Annotated in this window: 18 protein-coding genes, 1 tRNA gene and 2 riboswitches; all 19 genes read right to left on the reverse strand. The window is 28.2% G+C overall.

Annotated features, from left to right (window positions below; genetic code table 11):
- Positions 1-6: 6 nt before the first annotated feature.
- Entirely contained in the window at positions 7-1,383 is a 1,377-nt protein-coding gene (locus tag LQE93_RS08135) for an alanine/glycine:cation symporter family protein (protein ID WP_055267510.1), read from the reverse strand.
- 172 nt (positions 1,384-1,555) lie between these two features.
- Positions 1,556-1,638, reverse strand: a riboswitch (glycine riboswitch).
- 2 nt (positions 1,639-1,640) lie between these two features.
- Positions 1,641-1,718: riboswitch (glycine riboswitch) on the reverse strand.
- A gap of 120 nt (positions 1,719-1,838) precedes the next feature.
- Positions 1,839-1,924: transfer RNA gene (locus tag LQE93_RS08140), tRNA-Leu, on the reverse strand.
- Positions 1,925-1,971: 47 nt separating this feature from the next.
- Positions 1,972-2,742, reverse strand: a complete 771-nt coding sequence (locus tag LQE93_RS08145; RefSeq protein WP_231072947.1) for a potassium channel family protein — start codon at positions 2,740-2,742, stop codon at positions 1,972-1,974.
- Positions 2,743-2,899: 157 nt separating this feature from the next.
- Positions 2,900-4,399 carry a 4-alpha-glucanotransferase gene (gene malQ / locus LQE93_RS08150; protein WP_231072966.1) on the reverse strand — a complete coding sequence of 500 codons (1,500 nt, stop codon included), beginning with the start codon at positions 4,397-4,399 and terminating at the stop codon, positions 2,900-2,902.
- Between the two features lie 82 nt (positions 4,400-4,481).
- Entirely contained in the window at positions 4,482-5,492 is a 1,011-nt protein-coding gene (locus LQE93_RS08155; RefSeq protein ID WP_055267503.1) for a LacI family DNA-binding transcriptional regulator, read from the reverse strand.
- A gap of 208 nt (positions 5,493-5,700) precedes the next feature.
- Positions 5,701-6,651, reverse strand: a complete 951-nt coding sequence (locus LQE93_RS16885) for a PucR family transcriptional regulator (RefSeq protein WP_055267501.1) — start codon at positions 6,649-6,651, stop codon at positions 5,701-5,703.
- Between the two features lie 56 nt (positions 6,652-6,707).
- Positions 6,708-7,817, reverse strand: coding sequence for an ABC transporter ATP-binding protein (locus LQE93_RS08165; protein WP_055267499.1), 1,110 nt, complete (start codon positions 7,815-7,817; stop codon positions 6,708-6,710).
- A 142-nt stretch (positions 7,818-7,959) separates the two neighbouring features.
- On the reverse strand, positions 7,960-9,003 hold the full coding sequence (locus LQE93_RS08170; protein ID WP_231072949.1) for an aldose epimerase family protein: 1,044 nt from the start codon (positions 9,001-9,003) through the stop codon (positions 7,960-7,962).
- A gap of 78 nt (positions 9,004-9,081) precedes the next feature.
- Positions 9,082-10,116 carry a galactose ABC transporter substrate-binding protein gene (locus LQE93_RS08175; protein WP_055267496.1) on the reverse strand — a complete coding sequence of 345 codons (1,035 nt, stop codon included), beginning with the start codon at positions 10,114-10,116 and terminating at the stop codon, positions 9,082-9,084.
- 33 nt (positions 10,117-10,149) lie between these two features.
- On the reverse strand, positions 10,150-11,127 hold the full coding sequence (locus LQE93_RS08180) for a substrate-binding domain-containing protein (protein ID WP_055267494.1): 978 nt from the start codon (positions 11,125-11,127) through the stop codon (positions 10,150-10,152).
- Positions 11,124-12,929: a sensor histidine kinase gene (locus LQE93_RS08185; protein WP_231072951.1), complete on the reverse strand. Its 1,806-nt coding sequence runs from the start codon at positions 12,927-12,929 to the stop codon at positions 11,124-11,126. The genes LQE93_RS08180 and LQE93_RS08185 overlap by 4 nt, the downstream gene beginning before the upstream one ends.
- Positions 12,930-12,931: 2 nt before the next feature.
- Positions 12,932-14,536, reverse strand: coding sequence for a response regulator transcription factor (locus tag LQE93_RS08190; protein WP_186838943.1), 1,605 nt, complete (start codon positions 14,534-14,536; stop codon positions 12,932-12,934).
- A gap of 152 nt (positions 14,537-14,688) precedes the next feature.
- Complete coding sequence (locus LQE93_RS08195; protein ID WP_172675773.1) at positions 14,689-14,844, reverse strand: hypothetical protein; 156 nt, start codon at positions 14,842-14,844, stop codon at positions 14,689-14,691.
- 48 nt (positions 14,845-14,892) lie between these two features.
- Positions 14,893-15,927: a galactose/methyl galactoside ABC transporter permease MglC gene (gene mglC, locus LQE93_RS08200; RefSeq protein WP_231072953.1), complete on the reverse strand. Its 1,035-nt coding sequence runs from the start codon at positions 15,925-15,927 to the stop codon at positions 14,893-14,895.
- A gap of 16 nt (positions 15,928-15,943) precedes the next feature.
- The gene (gene mglA, locus LQE93_RS08205; RefSeq protein WP_231072955.1) at positions 15,944-17,440 is read right to left on the reverse strand and encodes a galactose/methyl galactoside ABC transporter ATP-binding protein MglA; all 1,497 of its coding nucleotides are present in this window, start codon (positions 17,438-17,440) and stop codon (positions 15,944-15,946) included.
- A 128-nt stretch (positions 17,441-17,568) separates the two neighbouring features.
- A complete protein-coding gene (locus tag LQE93_RS08210; RefSeq protein WP_055267486.1) occupies positions 17,569-18,648 on the reverse strand; it encodes a galactose ABC transporter substrate-binding protein in 1,080 nt (359 codons plus the stop codon).
- Positions 18,649-18,837: 189 nt separating this feature from the next.
- Positions 18,838-19,020, reverse strand: coding sequence for a DUF1858 domain-containing protein (locus tag LQE93_RS08215; RefSeq protein ID WP_055267484.1), 183 nt, complete (start codon positions 19,018-19,020; stop codon positions 18,838-18,840).
- A 16-nt stretch (positions 19,021-19,036) separates the two neighbouring features.
- A complete protein-coding gene (locus tag LQE93_RS08220; protein ID WP_186838947.1) occupies positions 19,037-19,675 on the reverse strand; it encodes a hypothetical protein in 639 nt (212 codons plus the stop codon).
- 219 nt (positions 19,676-19,894) lie between these two features.
- The gene (locus LQE93_RS08225; protein WP_055267480.1) at positions 19,895-23,092 is read right to left on the reverse strand and encodes a ligand-binding sensor domain-containing protein; all 3,198 of its coding nucleotides are present in this window, start codon (positions 23,090-23,092) and stop codon (positions 19,895-19,897) included.
- Positions 23,093-24,186 lie beyond the last annotated feature (1,094 nt).

A 24,186-nucleotide genomic window follows, 5' to 3' on the forward strand; every position in this document is an offset into this window, starting at 1 on the left:
TATGTTTTACCTTTCTAAATCTACTTCTACCTTATCTTTATTATTTTCTAAATTAAAAAAATCTCTTGTTTCATTAATTACTATCTTCCTTAACCCTATAAGCCCCACTAAATTTGGTAACGCCATAAGACCATTACAAATATCAGCTATAATAAAAATTATATCTAAAGGTAAAAATGGTCCTATTGCAACAAGAATAATAAAAACAACTTTATATGGCCTGATAGCATTAACTCCATATAAATACTGAATGCATCTTTCACCATAATAATTCCATCCAATTATAGTAGTAAATGCAAAAAATATGAGCCCTATATTAACAATATATTTCCCTATATTAAATATAGGTAATGCTGAGCTAAAAGCTGAAGTAGTTACTGCTGCACCATCTAAGCCAATATTATATGACTTAGTTATAACTATTGCTAATCCTGTTAACGTACATATCACTATTGTATCAATAAACGTTCCTGTCATTGATATCAAACCTTGTCTTACAGGTTCTTTAGTTTTAGCTGCTGCTGCTGCAATAGGCGCACTTCCTAATCCTGCCTCATTTGAAAATACACCTCTTCCAATTCCCCTTTGCATAACCATAAGAATTGTAATACCAGCAACTCCTCCAAAGGCAGCTCTAGGATTAAATGCACTTTCTATAATTAACATAATGGTTTCTGGTATTAATTTAATATTAACAGCTAATACCATTAAAACTCCTACTATATACATTATTGCCATAAATGGTACAATAGCTTCTGATACCTTTGAAATTCTCTTTATTCCACCTAATGTTACTAAAGATACTATTGTTGTAAGAATTATAGCTGTTACTATTATAGGAACATTAAAGCTTAGCTTTGCTGCATCTGCAATTGACTTAACTTGCCCAAAAGTACCTATCCCCAAAAGTGCAACTCCAACTCCAAACACTGCAAAAGCTTTTGCTAAAAACTTTGACCCAAGTCCTTTTTCAATGTAATACATTGGTCCACCAGCCATTTGACCATTTGAATCTACCTCTCTATACTTTACAGCAAGCACTCCTTCTGCATACTTTGTAGCCATACCAAAAAAAGCTGCTATCCACATCCAAAAGATTGCTCCTGGTCCACCTGCTACAATTGCTGTTGCTACTCCAACAATATTTCCTGTGCCTATAGTTGATGATAATGCTGTACAAAGTGCTGCAAAACTACTAACATCCCCTTCTAAGCCCTCTATTTCATTTTCATCTTTAGAAAACACATACCTAAATGCTAACTTTAATTTACTTATTTGAATAAATCCTAACTTAAAAGTAAAATAAATTCCAGTTCCCACTAATAAAACTAATAATGGTACTCCCCATACAATATTGTTGATAGTTGATAAAATTTTTTCCATAAAAAAATCCTCCTAATTTAAAATTACGGAGGAGACTTAGATACATTAATAATTTATAATTAACAATTTATAATTAATGGCTAAACCTTTGCTTAAATTACTTTTAAATCTAGTCTATCTAATCTTTCACATTAAGTATTAATTATTAACTTTTAATTTTTAACTATCCTATCCCCTGTCCTTTTACCTGAGAGTTTGAGTTTAATAAAACTTAAACCTTGCTCCTTCGGTGCTCTCTTTGAGTCTCTCCAGAGGCTCGTCCAATAGCGGTCCTGTTACCTGAAAGATTTGCTTCTTCGGCGGACAATAATCTGTCTCTCTCCCACTACCTTCATCCGAACTCTATTAAATTATAAAATTATTATATTTACATTTGCTTCGATATGTCAATATTAAATTTCAAATCTATTTTTTATTTCACCTCTAACTAAATAATGTGTAAAATACTTTTTTCTTGGTGCAGATGACGGGACTTGAACCCGTATGAGAACTTCTCACTACCCCCTCAAGGTAGCACGTCTGCCTATTCCGCCACATCTGCTTGTTATCTATTATATAATCCTAAAATATTAAATCAAAATTTTACCTTTATCTATCTCTTAATGATTTTAATATTTTCACTATATTATCTATATCTTCATCACTTAAACTATCATAATTATCAAGCATTAATTTAATTCCTTCTAATACTTTATTTTTATATGAATTATTTTTTTCCTTCTTCCCACCATTTAAAACTCTTAGAGCAATGGCTGTTGATGTTATTCCTATAAATCCAACTCCAAAAACCATAAGAATTACAGCTATACTTCTACCTAACTGTGTCTTTAAAACAACATCTCCATATCCTACTGTAGTAAAAGTTACAAAACTCCACCATAAAGCATCTCCTAAAGATATTCCTTCAATAAGCGATATTATAACAGCACCTATAACAATGATTGTAGTTGATATTATTAATAGATAATATACTCTATTGGTTCTAATCTCCTCTTTTGTTTTTACCTTAAACTTTATAAAAAATATTCCTAGCATAAATATTTTAAAGATTTTTATTATAATATTAGGTTCTATAATATAAGCTAAGTTAATAACTGCAGCTATTTTAACATAAGCTCTAAGTGGTATTATTGACAGTAAATCAATCATGTTATTTTTTATAAATTCTCTCTTACCTTTTGATATAACAAATCTTACTACATAGTCTCCAATAAAAATAAGCCTAACTATATTTTCTATATAATAGAAACTTAATGTTACCTCTTTAGGTAATGGAATAAAAATATCAATAACTAACATTAATGCTAATAGTAACGCTAATAAACCTATAAAAAATTCATATACAGTCTTTTTATTCATATACTCTACCTCATTATTAAACTAATAGATTATATTATTTTTTATGTAATCTTAGAACTAAAATACTAGTTAAAAGTTAATCGTTAAAAAATATTCTCTACTAATCAATAAAAAAAGCAATATAAAAAGCCAGCATTGCTGGCTTTAAAACTATTAACTATTCACATCTTCCATACATTTTAGTGTATCTATATATTTTTTCTGCCAATTCATCATCGTAACTTCCTTCAGATATTCTCCATTTCCAGTTATTACCTAATGTTGAAGGCATATTTATTCTTGTTTCATTTCCAAGGTCTAGGAAATCTTGCATTGTTGCAATTGCAAGATCTGATACACTACTCCAAACTCCTCTTATGAATCCCCAATTATATCCTTCTTCATCAGATAGAGCTAAGTACTCTTTACAATACTTCACATCATTTCTTGGAGCAGTTAAGTCATACCATCCTCTGAATGTATCATTATCGTGTGTTCCTGTATAAGCTACACAATTATTATTATAAGTATGAGGAAGATAATTACTTTCTTCTCTTTCATCAAAAGCAAATTGTAAAACCTTCATTCCTGGAAATCCTGAGTCTTCTAAAAATTCTTTTACTTCAACAGTTAAAAAACCTAAATCTTCTGCAATTACATTAACTTCTCCTAAAGCTTCTTTTACTGCATCAAATAATTTCATTCCTGGCCCTTTTACCCATTCTCCATTAATAGCTGTTTCTTCCCCATAAGGAATTTTCCAATAGCTTTCAAATCCTCTAAAGTGATCTATTCTGACAACATCATATAACTTCAAACTTTCTCTAACTCTCTTTATCCACCAAGAATAACCTTCCTTGTCCATATATTCCCAATCATATATTGGATTTCCCCATAATTGACCTGTAGCTGAAAAGGCATCCGGTGGACATCCAGCAACACTTATAGGTTTTAATGTTTCTTTATCTATTAAATAACTTTCTGGATTACTCCACACATCAGCACTATCTTCTGCTACATATATAGGAATATCACCAATTATTTTTATTCCTTTAGAATTAACATATTTCTTTAAATCATTCCATTGTTTAAAGAATAGGTATTGTATAAACTCCCAATACTCTATATTATCTTTAAGTAAAACCTTATATTTTTCCAAAGCTTCTACTTCTCTTTTTTTAATGTCATCATCCCAGTCTTGCCAACTTACAAGGTTAAAATGATTTTTAATTGCCATATATAGTGCATAATCTTCAAGCCACCATTTATTTTCTTCTCTAAACTTTTCAAACTCTTCTCTTAAGTGACTTGATTCATTATTTATAAAATTATTATAAGCTTTTCTTAATACCTCATATTTTATTTTAAATAGTAATCCATAATCTATATAATTCTTATTGTCACCATAATTTTCATTTAAATATTCATCTTCCCTTAACAGATTATCTTTTGCTAGTAAATCAAAATCTATAAAATATGGATTACCTGCAAAAGCTGAAAAAGATTGATATGGAGAATCTCCATATCCCGTCTGCCCAAGCGGCAATATTTGCCAATACTTCAACCCTGATTTATATAAAAAGTCTGCATAATCATAAGCTTCTTGTCCAAAAGTTCCTATCCCAAACTTTCCTGGTAAAGATGATATATGCATTATTACTCCAGCACTTCTATTCATTTTTTCCACCTATCCCTCTCATTTTAATGCTTATACAATTTATATATTATTATGGCTAATTAATAACCATATAATTATCTAATTAAATACTACTACAAGACTCTCTTTCAATTAATTCTGTATCTAATAAAATTTGTCTGTGCTCACCTTTTCCACTTAAAAGTGCAAATAACAACTCTACACTTTTTAATGCCATTTCTTCTTTAGGTTGCTTCATAGTAGTTATTCCTGGATTATAAAATTCACTTATATCCATCCCATCAAACCCCATAATTGCTATATCTTTACCTACTACTAAACCACAATCAGCTGCTGCCTTTGCTGCACCAACTGCCATAATATCAGAAATAGCAAAAATAGCAGTTACACCATTATGTTGCTGTAAAAATCTTTTCGCCTCATTATAGGCTGTTCTAGTATCATAATTACCTATTAACATATTTTCTGTATCAACATCTATGTTACTTTCTTCTAAAGCCTTCTTGTACCCTTTATATCTCCACCAACTTATACAAAGGTCATTTTTTTCACCTAACATTATTGCTATATTTTTATGCCCTAATTTTATTAAATAATTTGTTGCGTCATAAGCTGATTTCAAGTTATCAATTCCAACAGTAGAATACTTGTCTTCTATATTAGGAATTACTGTATTTACAGAAGTTAAAACTACTGGTACATCAATATTTCTAAAACTCTCTTCATCGATGTCCACAAAATTTCCTCCTAGGCATATAACTCCTTGTAATCTTTTCTCCTTAATAAAATATTTTAATGTATCAACATCTTCTTCTAGTCCATAGTCATTTTGCTGTAAAATCATAGTATACTTGGACTCATTTATTTTACTTCCTATTACGTTAAGCATTTCGGAGAAAAACGGATTGAAAACCCCTTTAATTAACACTCCAATATTTTTTGTGTTATTTTGCTTCAATATTCTCGCACTATTATTTGGAATATAATTGCTTTCTTTTATAATTTGCATTACCTTTTCCCGTGTACTTTCTTTTACATCAGGATGATTATTTAATACACGGGATACTGTACTTACGCCAACACCTGATAGCTTAGCGATATCTCTAATATTCATCTTTCTTCTCCTTTTATAAAAATTCAGCTATAATTTCGGCACCGTTTCCAAAACTCTTTAAAAATTTTTATATTATTCTTTCTATAATTAACTAGGTATATTATTTGTTTAAGGTATAAAACCACAAATATGTGATTTTATACCCTATAAATTACATTTAATTCGGTATCGTTTCCAATATCAATTATAAAATAATTTGCAAACATTTTCAACTATTTTTAGTTTTTTTTTCCTTCCATAAGAAAAAAACTAATTTAAATATTACTGCATTATTAAATTCTCTTATATCATAAGACGTATATTTTTCAATTTTATCTAACCTGTAAATTAAAGTATTTCTATGAATATATAGTTCTTTTGCCGCATCACTTAAATTAAGGCCACATTTAAAAAATACCTCTATCGTCTTAATCATCTCAGTATCTAATTTTAAAAATCCATTATTAACTTTTTCAAAAACATCTTCCTTTACATAGTCTGAAACTGAATCTATTATACCTTCAAATATCATATTTCTATCATCAATTATAGATTCATTAAAATTATATTTTTTAGCTAACTCTATTTTAGCTATATTATCTTCAAACTCTTTATTTATTTTGTTTAAATCTAAAACCTTAGAATAACTAATATAATATTTCCCGGAAAATGTATTGTCAATAGTTTCTTTTATACTTTCCATATGATCTCTAGCATCTTCTAGCTCACCTATAATTATAATATTTCCTTTATAAATTACAACCTCAACTTCACTATCAGTATAACATTCTTTAATATAATCGTATATACTTTCTATATTGTTCTCCGCATAAATACTAACTAGATAAAATTCTTTAGTAAGTGCTGGTAAAGTTGCCTTTAATATCTCTGGTTCTATTTCTTCACCTTTTAGTAATGATAATATTATATCTCTTTTATGTAAAAATCCATCTTCTAACTTATCTTTTATACAAAAAATTAATAAATCTAAAATAGCACTAAATGCTGCATTAACTTTTATGCAGCATTTAGTATTTTCAAATTTAAAATTCTTTGTTAAGTAATTCTGTGATTTGTCAAAAAGAGGTGTAGAATATATTCCAAATCCATCTATATTTAGATTAAAAGGAATTTTCGAACTCTTATAAATATCATCTACTAATTTTTCAATAAATTTCACAAAATCACCTCAACCCTTTTATAATTACAAAATATATAATCTTACTTTCTAATTACTTAAACTATTTTTAATTCTGTTTCTTTATTAAATACATGTAATTTATTAGCATCTAAGAACAATTTAGCTTCTTGTCCAATTTTTAAAGAAGTTGTTCCTTCAACTCTTACATTCATATTATTATCTCCACATTTAGTGTAAATGTAACTTTCAGCACCCATAAGTTCAATTACTTCAACATTACCATTTATAACACTATGAGGATTATCTTTGATTAACTCATCTTTATCACTTATATGCTCTGGTCTTATTCCAAATATAACTTCCTTACCAACATATCCATCAGCTTTTAATACTTTAGCTTTATCAGCTGGAATATCTATTCTATTACCATTAAATACAGCTACTAATCCATCGCCATCATTTTCGATAGTTCCGTTTAAGAAGTTCATTTGAGGACTTCCTATAAATCCTGCTACAAAAAGATTTGCTGGATTATTGTATATGTTTTGTGGTGTATCAACTTGTTGAATAACCCCATCCTTCATAACAACTATTCTTGTACCCATTGTCATAGCTTCTACTTGGTCATGAGTTACATATATAAATGTAGTTTCTAATTTTCTATATAATTTAATTATTTCTGTTCTCATTTGAACTCTTAGTTTAGCATCAAGATTAGATAAAGGCTCGTCCATTAAGAATACCTTTGGATTTCTTACAATCGCTCTTCCTAATGCAACTCTTTGTCTTTGACCTCCTGATAAAGCCTTTGGTTTTCTCTTTAATAAATGTTCAATATCAAGTATCTTTGCAGCTTCATGAACCTTTTCTTCTATTTCAGCCTTTGGAACTTTTCTTAACTTTAATGCAAATGCCATATTGTCGTAAACTGACATATGTGGATATAATGCATAGTTTTGGAATACCATTGCTATATCTCTTTCTTTTGGTTCAACATCATTTACTAATTTATCTCCAATATATAATTCACCTTGTGAAATATCTTCTAATCCTGCAATCATTCTTAATGTAGTTGACTTACCACATCCTGATGGTCCAACAAAAACTATAAACTCTTTATCTTCAATTTCAAGATTAAAGTCTTTAACCGCAGTTACATCTCCTTGATAAACTTTATAAATATGTTTTAATGATAAATTTGCCATTCTTAACCCCTCCATTATTCTTTCTCAATATACTTAAATTTTACACTCTGAAATCATTTTCATCCATATACACTATTTACAAATATTAAGCATATTTTTTGTAATATTATCTAAATAAAGTATTTTATTCTCATACTAATTTTTACCTAACTTCAAATTTGTATATTGTCTGGCTTATATATTCTTCATCTTGTTTTAATATTGAATCTTCAACAAAGCAAGAATTCACCCCAATTGGTGGATTTTGAGGTTCTATTGCAACTCCATATCTCCACTGACTAGACTTACCATTCTCTAAAATTTCATCATCAGGATAATTGTGAGTATATACAACTATAGTCTTTCTATCTGTATAAACTTCCAATGCTCTTCCAGACTTTTCATCATAAAGTTCTAGATCTGGACCTTCCCCTCCTTCAATATACCAAGGAATATCATATCCTTTTCCTTGAAGTAATTGTGGATGATTACCATCTATATCTTTTCCTATTTTCTTGCTTGAAGTAAAATCATATTCTGTCCCCTCTATAAACATAAGTAATCCTGTTGGTGCTTGTACATCATTCAACTCAACAATGCTTTTGCTATTTATATATAAGTTGTGATTTAGTATGCTTTCTTTTCCATCTCCACTTAAATTAAAATAGCTATGATTTGTCATATTTACTAATGTATCTTTATCACTTTTAGCGTAATATCTTATCTTTAATTCATTATCCTCTGTTAGTATATATTTAACTTTAACTTTAAGATTTCCTGGATAATTTTCTTCCATATCAGGACTAACTCTACTTAACTCAATATATGCTTCATTTTCTAATGCTTCATATTTAACTTCATAGAACTTTTTATTAAACCCTTCATTTCCTCCATGACCTTGATTTGGATTATAATTTTTGTTTAAAACTAATTTTTTATCTCCTAAATCAACTTCCGCATTGAAAATTCTGCCTCCAGTTCTACCTATTAAAGAACCTAAATATGATGGATTTTCGATATAACTTTCCCAATTCTTATACTTAAGAACTATATTCTCTCTTTTATTATTTCTATCTGGCATTAATATATCAGTTATTATTCCACCATAATTTAAAACTCTAACTTCTACCCCTTTAGAGTTTGACATACTATAACAAATAATCTCTTTATTATTAAAAACGCCTAAAACCTTTTCAAAAATCTCCATATTATCCCTCCATAACCACTATTAAAAACATTATAACACATTTACGTAAACAATAATTATTAATTATCTTATCAAAAATTAATTTAAATATAAATCTACATTTTCTTTATCTACTTTTATATGCTTTGTTTTTATATATTTACCTTCTAATCCATCTACATTGCTTAAATCTCCATTTATTGCTTTTAAATACGCAATGTTAAAAATCCCTTCAGCTTGAGCCATAGAATTACTAATTACAGTTCCTAATATTTCTTCATTTTTCACGGCTTGTAACGCCTCTTTAACTCCATCTACACCTACTACTATCACATCATAAATTTTAGCATCATTTAATGCATCAACAGCACCTAAAGCCATATCATCATTATTGCTAAATACAACTTCTATCTCACTTCCGAATTCTTTTATCCAACCAGTCATCTTAGATTTTGCTTGTGCAAACTCCCAATTTGCCGTATCATCAGCAAGTTTTTCTACTTCAATTCCACTTTGAACAATAGTTTTAATACTATATTCTGTTCTTATAGCAGTATCTTGATGTCCATGCTCTCCTTCTAACATCACATATTGAATTTTACCATCTCCATTTTTATCAACAGAATCTTTATCCATATAATATTTATCAATTATTAAGTTGCCTTGAAGCTCTCCTGACTGTTCAGCTTCAGCTCCAACATAATACACTTCATTCCATCTTCTCATATCTTCTTCCACTGGCTCTCTATTAAAAAATATAATCGGAGTATTACTATTTTTAGCTTTATCTATTATAGTTGCAGCTGATGTTCTATCAACAATATTTACACAAATCACATCATAATCATTTAAAATAAATTTATCAACTTGATTACATTGATTAGCTAAATTACTTTTTGCATCTAAAATATCTACTGTTATTTTTACATTTTCCTCTATTTCTTTCTTTTTAGCTAGCTCTAGTATATTATTAGTTATTGTTGATATAAACTTATCATCTTCTTTATATACCGTTACTCCAATCTTGATTTCATCAATATCATTATATATTTCACTATTATTTGTGCAGCCAACTAAATAATTAAAGATAAAGATTATTGCTGCAAAAGTTGAGCATCCCCTCATTTTACCCATTCAAATTCCCCTCCTAGTTTGTATTTATCAATACTATCTAACAAATGGAAATAATAATCTTTGATTTTCATCTGAATACATATTAATTTTTGATATGATGGAAAAATCAATGTTTTTATTACTTATCTTTTCACCTTTTATAAGCCCTACTGCTGCTTGTACTCCTAAATATCCTACATTAAACTCATTCTGTACTATAGTAGAATTAATTATATTTTCTTCTAATAATGCTATTATCTTATTTGTACTTCCTACGCCATAAATTTCAATTTTATTAAATTCTTCATTCTCTAAAGTTAACTCTTTCTTAGCCTGTGCTAATATTTCTAGAGTAGATGGTTCTAATGCAACTACTATATCTATATTATTTTCTTTAACTCTTTTTTTAACATATTCTATACCTTCTAGCACATCACTACTTGTATCCCATAATTCATAATTATTTTTACTTTCCTTAATTACTTCTTCAAATCCTTTACATCTTTCTTTTACACTACTATAGCTTGTCTCACTATTAAAAATAGCAATATTATTTCTATAGTTTCCGGCCTTTATAATTTCTTCTGCCAAACTTTTTCCTAATTCATAATTATCACAAGAAACATACGGAATATTTCCAATGTTTTTTACTGTAGATTCTATTAGGACAACAGGAACCTTCTCTTTAGCACTTTTTATACTGCTTGACATTTTCTCATAGTCTACAGGTACAACTATAAGTGCATCTATCCCATCATCAATTTCTCTTTTTATTAGTTGCTCTTGCTCATCTAGATTATTTTCTTCAGAAAGTGTAATAAAACTTACATCTACATTCATATCAGAAGCAGCTTGGTCTATTCCTTCTTTTGTTATCATCCAACTTTCGCTACTTTTTCCCCTTATAATAACTGATATTTTATAAATTTTATTATCCTCTCCATAAATAAAATTTTTACTAAGCATAATTAAGAAAAATAGACTTAAAATCAATACAAAGAGAATTAAATACTGTTTTTTTCTACTTCTCATCTATTTTCCTCCTTTGATAAATAATCACTATAACTTATTTTCGGCATACAAATTCTTATAGTTGTTCCCTCATCTGGTTCACTAAATATATCTAGACCATAATCTTTTCCAAAATATAGTTTTATTCGCTCGTTAACATTCTTCAATCCTATTCCTGACCCCTTTTTAGAACTATTTTCATTAGTCAATAACTTGTTAACAGCTTCCTCTGTCATACCTAGCCCATTATCAATTATGTCTATATATAAAATTTCATCTGTTACATAGGCTTTCACTACTATTTCCCCATCTCCATACATAAACTCCATACCATGATATATAGCGTTTTCAATAAGAGGCTGAATTATTAATTTGATACATGATAAATCCAAGATAGATTCCTCTGCCTCAATATAATAATCAAATTTATTTTTATATCTTATATTTTGTATAGTTAAGTAGTTTTTAGCATGCTCTAGTTCATCTCTTAAAGTTATTATATTCTTCCCTTTACTTAAACTTATTCTAAAAAGTCTAGCTAGTGCTGTTACCATAACTACAGCTCCATCGTATTTTTCATTTTCTACCATCCATATAATAGAATCTAACGTATTGTATAAAAAATGTGGATTTATTTGAGCTTGTAATGCATTAAGTTCACTTTTTCTTTTAGCTTCTTGCTCAATAACTATGTCATCCATAAGTTTTTTCATATTATTTGCCATTGATTTTATAGCTTTACCTAAATGCTTTATTTCATGAGATCCTTTAATAGATATATCTACATCCATTATTCCATTCTCCAAATCATTTACTGACTTTTCTAATTCCCTTATTGGATTTGTAATTCTAGTAGATACAAAAATATTAACAGCCACAAGAATAAAAATTACTGCTATCAGTATAAAAATAGCAAAAATCCCAACTTGAATATAGTTTTTTGAAAGTTCATTCATCGGCTTAACACCAACTATTTTCCACCCAGTATATCCTACAGTTTTTACTGTTATTATCCTCTTTTCACCTAAAAACTCCTCAATATGATTTCCATCTTCATAAAAAGCACTTTCCTTTGTATTTTCTTGAATTAAATTTGAATAAATAAGTTGTTGTCTAGGATGATATATTATCTCACCATTTCCATCTATAAGATAGATATATCCCGATTTACCCATATCGACATTCTTACATATCTGCTCAATTCCGCTGAAATTCATATCGACCAACAAAACTCCTGGCGTTATTTTCCCATTATAAGTAAGCTCCACAGCTCTACTTAAAGAAACTACCCATCTATATTTATAGTTATTATCTACAAATAAATTCTGTACATGCGGAGTTGAAAAATGTAAATTTTCTCTTTTTTCAACTGCACTAATAAACCATTCATTATTTCTTGGATCGATAGAATTTTTTAGTTGAGCAATAGGGGATGCAGCTATTACATCCCCATATTCTGAAAATAAACATATACTAACAAGTGAACTTTTATTTGTTTCATATAAAAGATCCATTTCTTTATCTATACTTTCAACTGCTAAATCTTTTCGTTTTATTACGTTATAGTATATCCCATCAGATACCTTCATCATATTACGTAAATAACTATCTAAATTTAAATTTACTTGCTCTATCATAGCTTTATTATTTTCTAAAACCATTGTTTCAGTTGTGTGTATAGACTTCAAATAAAATGATACTCCTACAATTAACATACATATTACTGCAACAACAGTAAATGAAAATGAAATAATATACCTTATACTAGTATGGTCATATCTATCTTTTATTTTATCTGCTATAAAGTTCAAAATTTTTTTCATATCTAATTCCTTCTGTATCTCGATGGCGCAATTCCATATTTTCTTTTAAATACGTAACTAAAGTAATTTGCTTCCTGATATCCTACCTTTCCTGCAATTATATACGTCTTATCATCTGTTGTTTTTAAAAGCTTTAAAGCTTCTTCTAATCTTACTGATGTAAGGTAGTTTACAAAATTCATTTCAGTTTCTCTTTTAAATATAGTAGAAAAATAAGTTGGACTTACATGAAGATAATCACAAAGTTTTTCTACTGATAAATCATAATCAGTATAATTGTTATTTATATACTCTTTAGCTTTTTCAACTAATAATTTTGATGAATTCATCCTTTCTTTTCTTATATTTAAATTAATTTTTTTAGCCTTGTCTGTAAACCATTTCTTAACCTCTTCTAAAGAACTAAACTCTTCTACACTGCTATAAGGATTAAAGTTATCTCCATAAATCTCACTTACATCTAAGTTATAACTTTGTATTAGTTTAAGCATAGCTATATTTATCTCTAAGAAATAAATTTTATACTTGTCCAAAACTAAGATAACCTCTTCTGTTTTTTTAAATAAATTATTTATTACTTCATCAATATCACTTTCTTCTGCAACCTTTATCGTATCCAACAACTTACGTTCATCTTGCTCAGTAAATTTTAATTCTTCATATTTATCAGGCTCTACATCCTCAATATAGATTACCTTTCCAGTTCCAAATAAGAATTTGTAATTCAAAGCATCTTGGGAACCAAGATAAGATATATTTAAATCATATGGATTATCTACTATATTTCCTAATCCTATTGATAGTTTTATTCCAAGAATTTTTTTATAAATACTACTAAAATTATTTAATCCTTCGATAAATGAAACAATCTGTTCTCTTTTATCAAATAAAGCAATAACTATTACTTTACCATAATAAATAAAAGATATTGTTCTACAATACTTATTTATTTCATCATCTAATATTTTTTTTATACTTATATTAATAATATACTCTTCTCTACCGTCTAAATTTAGGCGATTTTCATCATCTTTTTCTGCCTCAATTATAGATATAGCTAAATGTTTACATTTTAGATTTACTCCTAACTTATCACATTCATTTACAAAACTTTCTTTATTTTGTCTTCCTTCTATTACAGAGGCTAAAAACTGTTCTCTTAATATTGGTAAACTTTCTGAATAATGTTTGTGAAGACTTTCTAAGTTTATTTTATCATTATATTCTTTATCTAATTTCGCTTTTAATTTCTTTAATATCTCAATTAATTCACTTGAGTTTATTGGTTTTAATACATATTCGATAACATTAATCTTTATAGCTTTTTGAGCATATTCAAAATCATCAGAACCTGAAAAAATAATTATTTTCGTCTCAGGCATTTTTTTACTTAATTCTTTTCCTAATTCTAATCCATCCATAAAAGGCATTTTAATATCTGTCATAACTATATCTGGTCTAAGCTTTTCTGCTTTTTCTAATGCTTCTTGTCCATTTTCTGCATCTCCTATAACTTTAAATCCATACTCTTCCCATGGTATTTTCTTTATTATTCCAAGCCTTATTTCCTCTTCATCATCAACTACCATAATAGTATATAAAGTCATAATAATCTCCTCCGATACAAATATGAATTTAATCCCATAATTATTCCACAATATTACATATATTATAATATATCACATCTGAGTATTTTTTGCATAAAAAAATCCCCTAGTGATATAGATTATTTTCCATACCACTAGGGAATTTTTATTATTTACATTATAACGCCTAAAATTATAGAAGAAGCAAGAACTATCATAAGTCCTATTATTACTTTATCCATTGTCTTAACAGATACATCTATTCTTCCATATATAGTATCTCTAACCGTTTTATTTTCTTCGTTTTTCTTTTTTTCTTCTATCTCCATTTAGCTTGCCTCCTTAATTTTGGGTTTTATACTTGAACTTATATTTAATTATTTCTTAGCTAAGTATTTTCTTACGTCAAGTGATACCGCTATAATTATTATTAACCCTCTTATAATGTATTGCCAATAAGCATTAACTCCTACGAAGTTTAAACCGTAGTTAATTACTTGAAGTAAAATTGCACCTATTAATACTCCTGGAATTGTACCAACACCACCTGAGAAAGATACTCCCCCAACAACACAAGCAGAGATTGCATCAAGCTCATAGTTAAATCCTGTCATAGTAGATGTTGAACCTGCTCTTGCTGCTTCTAAGAATCCTGCTATTCCATAAAGCACTCCTGAAATTATAAATATAAACATTATATTTTTTACTATATTTACTCCTGATACAGCTGCAGCTTCTGGATTACCACCAATAGCAAACATATTCTTACCAAGTTTTGTCTTATTCCATATAAACCACATTACAATTGCTGCAATTGCTAAATAGAATATTAAGTATGGTAATTTTATTGTTCCAATTTTAAAATATCCATTTACTAACTCAGTATATCTTTCATCTAAGTTTGCAATAGGTTGAGCCCCTAGAGGTGGTCTATCTATATATAGACAAGATATTCCGTATGCAATAAGCTGAGTACCTAAAGTTATAATAAATGCATGTACTTTAAGCTTAGCAACCCCAAAACCATTTATTGCTCCAAATATTCCTCCAATTATTACTGCTGCTATTAAAGGTAGTATAAGTGGTAGCATTGGAAGATTAGGATACATTCTTGAAGCATAAGTAGTTGATTGCAGTAATGAAGCTGACACTATCGCTGTTAATCCTAAAATACGCCCTGCTGAAAGGTCAGTTCCTTGTAATACTATAAGTCCTGCAACACCAAGAGCAAGTATACCTCTTGTAGATGCTTGGCTTAATATTTTTGTAAAGTTATTAATAGAAAGGAATGTAGGCTCCTTAATAATAAACACTACTATCATAATAAATAAAACTATATATAATGCATAATTTAATAAGAAATCCTCTAAATTCAGTTTTTTTGTTTTATTTTGTTCTTTAATCTTTTCCATAAGTTGCACCTCAATTCTAAATATATTTTGCTGCTGATTCCATAATAGCTTCTTGTGATAATTCATCAGGAGTTCCTTCTCCAGCAATTCTACCATTTGACATTACAAGAATTCTGTCGCAAATTCCAAGTAACTCAGGCATCTCTGAAGATACAACAATAACGCCTTTACCCTTATTAGCTAAATCTATTATTAATTGATATATTTCATATTTTGCTCCAACATCTATTCCTCTTGTTGGCTCGTCTAGCAAAAGTACCTCTGGGTTAGTTAAAAGCCATCTTCCTATAATAACTTTTTGTTGATTACCTCCAGAAAGTGATTTTATAGGTGTCTTTTGACTTGGAGTCTTTACTTTCATAGAATCTATTACCCATTTAGTATCTTCTACCATTTTCTTTTCATTTAACATACCTTTACTATAATTATCTATGCTAGCAATTATAGTGTTAAATTTAATATCTAATCCTCCAAATATACCAGTTGCTCTTCTTTCTTCTGTCAAAAGAGCAAATCCGTTGTTAATTGCAACTCTTGAGTCTTTATTTTCAACCTTTTTTCCATGCAATATAAGTTCACCAGAACTATGATGACGAATACCAAAAATAGTTTCTAATAGCTCTGTTCTTCTTGACCCAACAAGCCCTGCAATACCTAATATCTCTCCCTTTTTAAGTTCAAATGATATATCTTTAACTGCTGGCTCATATTTACCAGTTAAATTCTTAACCTCTAAAATTACATCACTTGGTTTATTAGTTTTAGGTGGGAATCTATTAGTTAAATCACGTCCAACCATAAGTTTAATAATTTTATCAGTTGTAAGATCTTTAGCTTCTTCTGTAGCTATCCATTTACCATCTCTCATAATTGTAACATCGTCAGAAATCTCAAGTATTTCTTCCATCTTATGAGATATGTAAATAATTCCACAACCTCTATCTCTAAGCTTATTAATTATCTTAAATAAATGAGTTACCTCTTCTTGAGTTAAAGATGAAGTAGGTTCATCTAAAACTAATATCTTTGCATTGTAAGAAACTGCTTTTGCAATTTCAACCATTTGTCTTTGTGAAACAGATAGCTTTGCCATCTTTGTCTTAGGATTAACATCTATTTCTAGTTCTTTAAAGACTTTTTCAGTCTCTTCAAACATTTTCTTCGAATCCACAATACCTTTACCACCTGGATATCTTCCAAGCCATATATTATCCATTACATCTCTTTGTAAAACTTGATTTAATTCTTGATGAACCATTGCAACTCCATTATCCATAGCTTGCTTTGGATTTGAGAATTTAACCTTTTTACCATCTACATAGATTTCACCACTATCCTCTATATATATCCCAAAAAGACATTTCATCAATGTTGATTTACCTGCACCATTCTCTCCCATAAGCGCATGTACGCTTCCTTCTTTAACCTTTAAATTTGCATTATCTAAAGCTTTAACTCCTGGGAAACTCTTATTTATATCTATCATCTCTAAAATGTATTTAGATTCTGCCATAAAAATATCTCACCACTTTTCTTACTATTTATCGAAATTAAATTTAATTGTATTATAAATGTATTTTTTATGCATATTTGTTGGAGGTGCTTTTTTAAACACCTCCAAATTTTATTAATTATTCTAAATTATTTTGTATATGGTTGATATGGTATTCTTACAGCTACTCCAGTATCATCTATAGTATAAGAAGTACCTTCAGTAGGAGTTTTACCATTAGCTAAGTTCATTCCTATAGTATAAAGAGCTTCAGCCATTGCAGGAGCATCTTGAAGAACTGAACCTTGCATATAACCTTTAGCTATATAGTCTTTTGCAGCTTCTGTTGCATCAACACCTATAACTGGTATATATTCTCCATCACCTTTATTTAAGCCTTCAGCTTGTAATGCAGCAATTGCACCAAGTGCCATACCATCATTATTAGCTATAACAGCTTCTATCTTGTCACCATCTTTAGAAAGCCAAGATTCCATAGCAGTTTGAGCTAAATCATTTTGCCAGTTACAAATTTGCTGAGCTATTTCTTCTGTTTCAATTCCGTTATCATTTAAAGTAGATACAGAATATTTTGTTCTTGCAACTGCTTCTGGGTTATCAGGTTCACCTTGTAACATAACATATTGGATTTTTCCATCTCCATTTTTATCTAATGTGTCTTTTTCAGAATTCCATAAATCAGTTAATATTTTACCTTGCATAACTCCAGCTTCTTGAGCGTTAGTTCCTACGAAAATAGCATTTTCATAAGATTTTATAGCATCTGCAGCTGGTTCTCTATTGAATAAAACTACTGGAACTCCAGCATCTTTAATTTTATTGATAACAGTTTGTCCTGCTCCTGTATCAACTAAGTTAACTAGTAATAAATCAAAACCTTTAGATATTATTGTATCAATAGCATCATTTTGAGTAGCTTGGTCACCTTTTCCATCAAAGAATTCAAATTCAACTTTATCTGAATTTTCTTTTTGTATAGCTTCTAAACTTTGTCTAACTGTTGATATATAAGTATCATCAAATTTGTATAAACATACTCCTACTTTTATTACATCACTTTTAGTATCATCAGCATTTGCTTCTGTAGATGTTTCAGTATCATTACCTCCAGTACTTTCTGAAGTTGAGCTTGATCCACAAGCTACTAATGATGCAGTCATCATTAATGTTGCAACTGCAAGTGCAACTAATTTTTTTACCTTTTTCATAAAGTTTCCCCTCCATACTTACCTTTAATTTTATTCATTGTTTAATAACGTTTACAGTTATAATTATAATTTTTACCACATTTTAACTCCATACAAAATTCTTAACTCTTCTATCGAAATTCTAAGGTTTTCTATAAATTTGTTACAAATAAAAAATCACCTATATTTCAAGGTGATTTCTACTACTTATTATTCATTTAATTTTTTTAGTACTTCATCTATATCTATCCCATGAATCTCACAAGCATCTTCTAAACTTTCCATAGTAGCTGATGGACATCCTAAACATCCCATTCCAAAACTTCTTAAGATTTCTTCTGCATTTTTATTCTTCTTTAATACATCTGCAATTATATCTACTTTTTTTATCATTTAATTACTCCTCCATCTATATTTTTCTTATAACTCTTGTATCATTATCTACTTCTAAATATTCAAAATCTCTATTTAATTCACTTACAAAAGCTTTAATCCAAAGACCTCTAAAATCATAGAAATACTTAACATCAATATTTTCTGCATCCCATATATCTTTATGCACACAAATTCTCTTCGTCCACTTAACTAATTCTTCTGAAGATTCCTCTATAACATTTACTCTGTCACAAGGCATACCATCTAATACATAATCATTCATTAAATTATATATCTCTTCAGCATTTTTATAAGATTTTCCAGATTCCTTAATCTCTTTTGCAGCTTTTATTCCTTGATCTATATATACTTTTTCTATCTTATTTATACCATTTTTACTATTGTTTATTATTATTGATGTCCATGCAGCCATTCTTCCTTCAGCAGAATTGATTTTAGATTGTAACCATCCATGAATATTTCCAGTATCAATCATATCTTCCAAAGGCTTATTAGGTAACTTTTCTCCGTACTTTTTATTTATTTTATCATTTATTTCCTCTGTATATATTCCTTCGTCCTTTGCAACTTTTATAATATCTTCTTCTAAAATTTCAAACCATTGTATTTTATTAAATAACCAATAGTGTATCTTTCCTAAAAATAAACTCATATTACGTCCTCCCTCTTAATGTGTATTTAATATGAACTTTATATTGTATATAATATATCATTATCTTATTTTTTACAATACCTATTTAAAAATTCTTAAATTACAAAACGCTTATATTTAGTATGCTCAATGTATATATAATTATTAACATATATAATAAAGAGAGCAGATTATATTTACTCTGCCCTCTTTTATCAATAATATATTTTACTAGAAATATTATTTAATAGGTAATATTATAATAAATTCGCTTCCTTCTCCAACTTTACTAACTACACTAATTTCTCCACCATGAAGATTAATTAAATTTTTAGTTAGTGTTAATCCTAATCCACTTCCACCAAACTCTTCAGAAGAAACATCATAAACTTGTCCAAATCTATCAAAGATACTATTATGGTATTTCTCATCAATTCCAACACCTGTATCTTTAACAGTTATTTTAACTTTATCATCTAATTCACTAACAGTAACGATAATACTTCCTTCTGATTCTGTAAATTTTATAGCATTGCCAATTAAGTTAACTATACATCTCTCTATATCTAACCTGTCACAACTTATAGATAATTCTTCTACTTCTGGATCAACTATTAAATCAATATTTTTTGACCTTGCAAGTTCGACCATAGATAGTGCTGTATCTTCTACAAGACATACTATATCTACTTCTTCTTTATTTAATTTATATGCACCAGAATCTATTTTAGAGGTATCTATAATATTATTTATAAGATTTAAAAGCCTCTTTGAATTTCCACCTAAGGTATTCATATAATCTTCCATCTTATCGTTATCTATTTTCTTTCCTGACTTAACTAATGATCTTATCAGCTGTTCCATAGATAAAATTACATTTAATGGTGTTCTAAGTTCATGAGATAAGTTTACAAAGTAATTATTCTTATATTGCTCTGCTTCTATAAGTCTTTTGTAAAGTTTTTTATTTTCATGTAGCTTATTATTTAACTCTTGAGTCCTTTGAGTTACTAATGAATCTAAAATCTTAACTTGATTATAAAAGAAATATATTACTGCTAATACTATAAGTATGTATATAATATATGCAATAGGCGTTTTAAAAATAGAATTTTTAACCTTTATCTCTACACTTGATATATCCGACCAAACTCCATTATAATTTCTCCCTGCTATAAGCATTTTATATTTTCCAGGTGGTATACTTGCATATCTTGCATAGTTTTCAGTTCCTGAAAAAGTCCACTCACTATCCATACCTTCTAACTTATATGCATACTGCATTTGATTCATATTTTTATACTCTGGAATAAAAAACTTTATATATAATTCCCTAGAATCATACTCTAATACAACCTTATGTCGTAAATCTACTTCTAGTCCCCCAATTGTCTTTATACTATCTATTATTACATTGCTAGTCTCCATTTTAAGCTGAAGTTCTCTAGGGTTAAATTTTGTTACTCCATTTACCCCACCTACATAAATTTGCCCATCTTTATTCTTATGATAAGAAAATCCATTAAACTCATTCGTAGCAAGTCCATCAGCCTCGTAATATCTTACAAATTTTTCTTCATTTTGATCATACATAGATAATCCATAATTAGTAGTTGCCCAAATATTATCATAATCATCTACAATTACACCATAAATAAAATTATTTGATAATCCATCATTAAATGAATATACTGTAAACTTCTCTGTTTTTTTATTTAGCTTATTTAATCCGTCTTGAGTTCCTATCCATATATTCCCATAACCATCTTCAGATATAGATCTAACATTATTGAAGCTTAAAGAGTTCTCATTATTTTCATCATTTAAGTAATTTTTTACCTCTCCTGTTTCTCTATTATAACTTACAAGTCCGCCATCATTACCAAGGCCAAACCACATTATTCCTTCACTATCTTCGTAAATAGCACTAATTGTTTTTTCATATATCCCATTTTTCTCTAAAACTTCATTATAAGATGTAAAGTTCTCTTCCCTATCAAATGTAGATATTCCCCCTCTAGTTCCTATCCACAAAAGTCCATCTCTATCAATATATAAAACTCTTATTTCACTATTAACTACACTATTTTCATCATCTGTTTTTTTATATACAGTAAACTTTTCAGTATCTTTATCATACTTATTTAAACCATTGTCTGTAGCTATCCATATTTCATTTTCTATTCCAGTTATATCTTTTACTCTATTACTACTTAATGAATTTACATCATTTAAGTCATTATAATATCTAGTTACTTTATCTCCACTAACCTTATTTATACCAGCATTAAAAGTTCCAATCCAAACATTACCTTCATCATCCTCATATATCCCACAAACACTACTGCTACTTAAAGAATTATCATCTGAAGGGTCATTTCTATATACCTCAAAGTCATTATTAGGGAAAAACTTACTTATTCCACTAAAGGTTCCAATCCATATTACCCCTAATCTATCTTGATATAAATTAATGATATTGTTATCACATATACTATGCTTATCTGTATTACTTGTATATGTATAAAAAGTCTCATTTTTCTCATCAAAATGAGCCAATCCTTGATCAGTTGCTAGCCACATATTACCATCTTTATCTTTAAGTATGTCTCTAATAAGATTGCTCGGTATAGAATTGGGATTACTAGGATCATGTGCATATCTTTTTATGCTATAATCTTTTAGGTTCATTATATTTAATCCACCAGTTTTAGTACCAATCCATAACTTACTATCGTTATAGTAAAGAGAAAAAATATTGTTTTCGCTAATTGTATTTTTATCATTAACATCATGATAGAAAGATTCTACAACATTTTTTTCATGATTATATTTAAATAGACCATCTCTTGTAGATACCCAGATATTCCCTTCACCATCTTCTGCAATATCTTGAATACCTTTATTCTCTAAGTACTCTTCTGCTACTTTAATAAAAGTATCATTTTCACTATCATATAAATTAAGACCATTAATAGTACATACCCATAGTCTTCCTTTGGTATCAAATAAAAGTTCATCTACAACAGTATTAGAATATAGCTTGTCTTCTTCCGAAACTAAATATCTAGTTATTTCACCAGTATATAAGTTCATTTTATTTAAGCCACCATCTGTTCCTATCCATAAATTTTTATTATTGTCTTCAACTAATGAACTAATCATATTATTACTGATACTATTATCATCATTTTTAATATTTTTATATACCTTAAACTCATTTCCATTATATCGATTTAATCCATCATTAGTACCTATCCATATATATCCAAAGCTATCTTGATATATATACTCCGCTAAAGATTGAGATAATCCATCATCTATACTTATACTTTGAAAATTTATATTACCTATTTTACTTGCTGAATATACATTTTCACTCCAAATACAGATAAATAAAAATATTAATACTAAAATATTTCTTATGCTTTTTTTCATATGTCACCTAACCTAAAAGAATTCTTTTATAACATTGTAACAAATTTATACATTTTTTTCATCATTTTTTCTATATTTTCTTTTATTGGATTATTTTTAATTAATTAAATTATAATTATATTGTAAAATATTCCTTTAAAACATTGCTTATTTGACTTTTTCAACAAAAGTTTTACTAAAAAAACACTAGTTAACCTAATGTTTTCAAAATTATCCTATTAAATTTTATAGATTAAATTTACTTTACTGTATTTCAAAACCACCTTTAATAAATCTTACTCAGTAAATTTAACATTTCATTTTTTTATAACTTTTATCCTATTTTGAATCAATATAGCATTTCTACCCTTGTGGTATATTGATACTCTACAAGATCCATAAATACTAGTTTCTAAAGCAGCTATTACATAACATACATGTTCTCAAAAAATTTCATATCCATCTTTAATATTATATTATTTTTACAATCCCATCTTAACATGTGATATTAACTCTCGTAGAAATTATACAAAATTCATACAACACCTACTACTTTTTTGCTGCTAACTAAACACGCTACTTAACCCTAGAGTATTTTATAATAGTTTACTTCGATTATATTTTCCTATTTATATTTATCTATATAACTCCTCAATTATTACTATTTCTTAAATTAAAATCCCTTTTACTTTTATTTATGATAATTATTTTCAGTTTAGCATTTTTATTTTTTAAATATATCATCTTACTTTTCATTATTATTTAATTGTTCCTATACCCATCTATTTTCCAAATAACTCTAATAGTGTAATCCATAATTTAAATTTTAAACTTATTTCCACATCACTTTATCACATCAGAAAACATTATAGATTCCTTTATAACTAAACTTCCTAAAATAACTACATAATTAATTTATTCCGATTTTTATGCCAAAAAAGAAAAACGCTAGGCTTTAACCTAGCGTTTTTCATGTTGCGAGATAGTCCGTAAGCGGAGTTCTGTAAAATATTTTACGTATATTTTTCATATCTTTTCAAACTAAGATCCTTGGATTACCAAGGATCTTTATCTCTTTTTATATTTTTATTGTATCTATTTACTTTAGAATTTTG

The organism is Clostridium sp. NSJ-145 (genome assembly GCF_021044725.1).
In the GTDB taxonomy this organism is placed as follows: domain Bacteria; phylum Bacillota; class Clostridia; order Clostridiales; family Clostridiaceae; genus Clostridium; species Clostridium disporicum_B.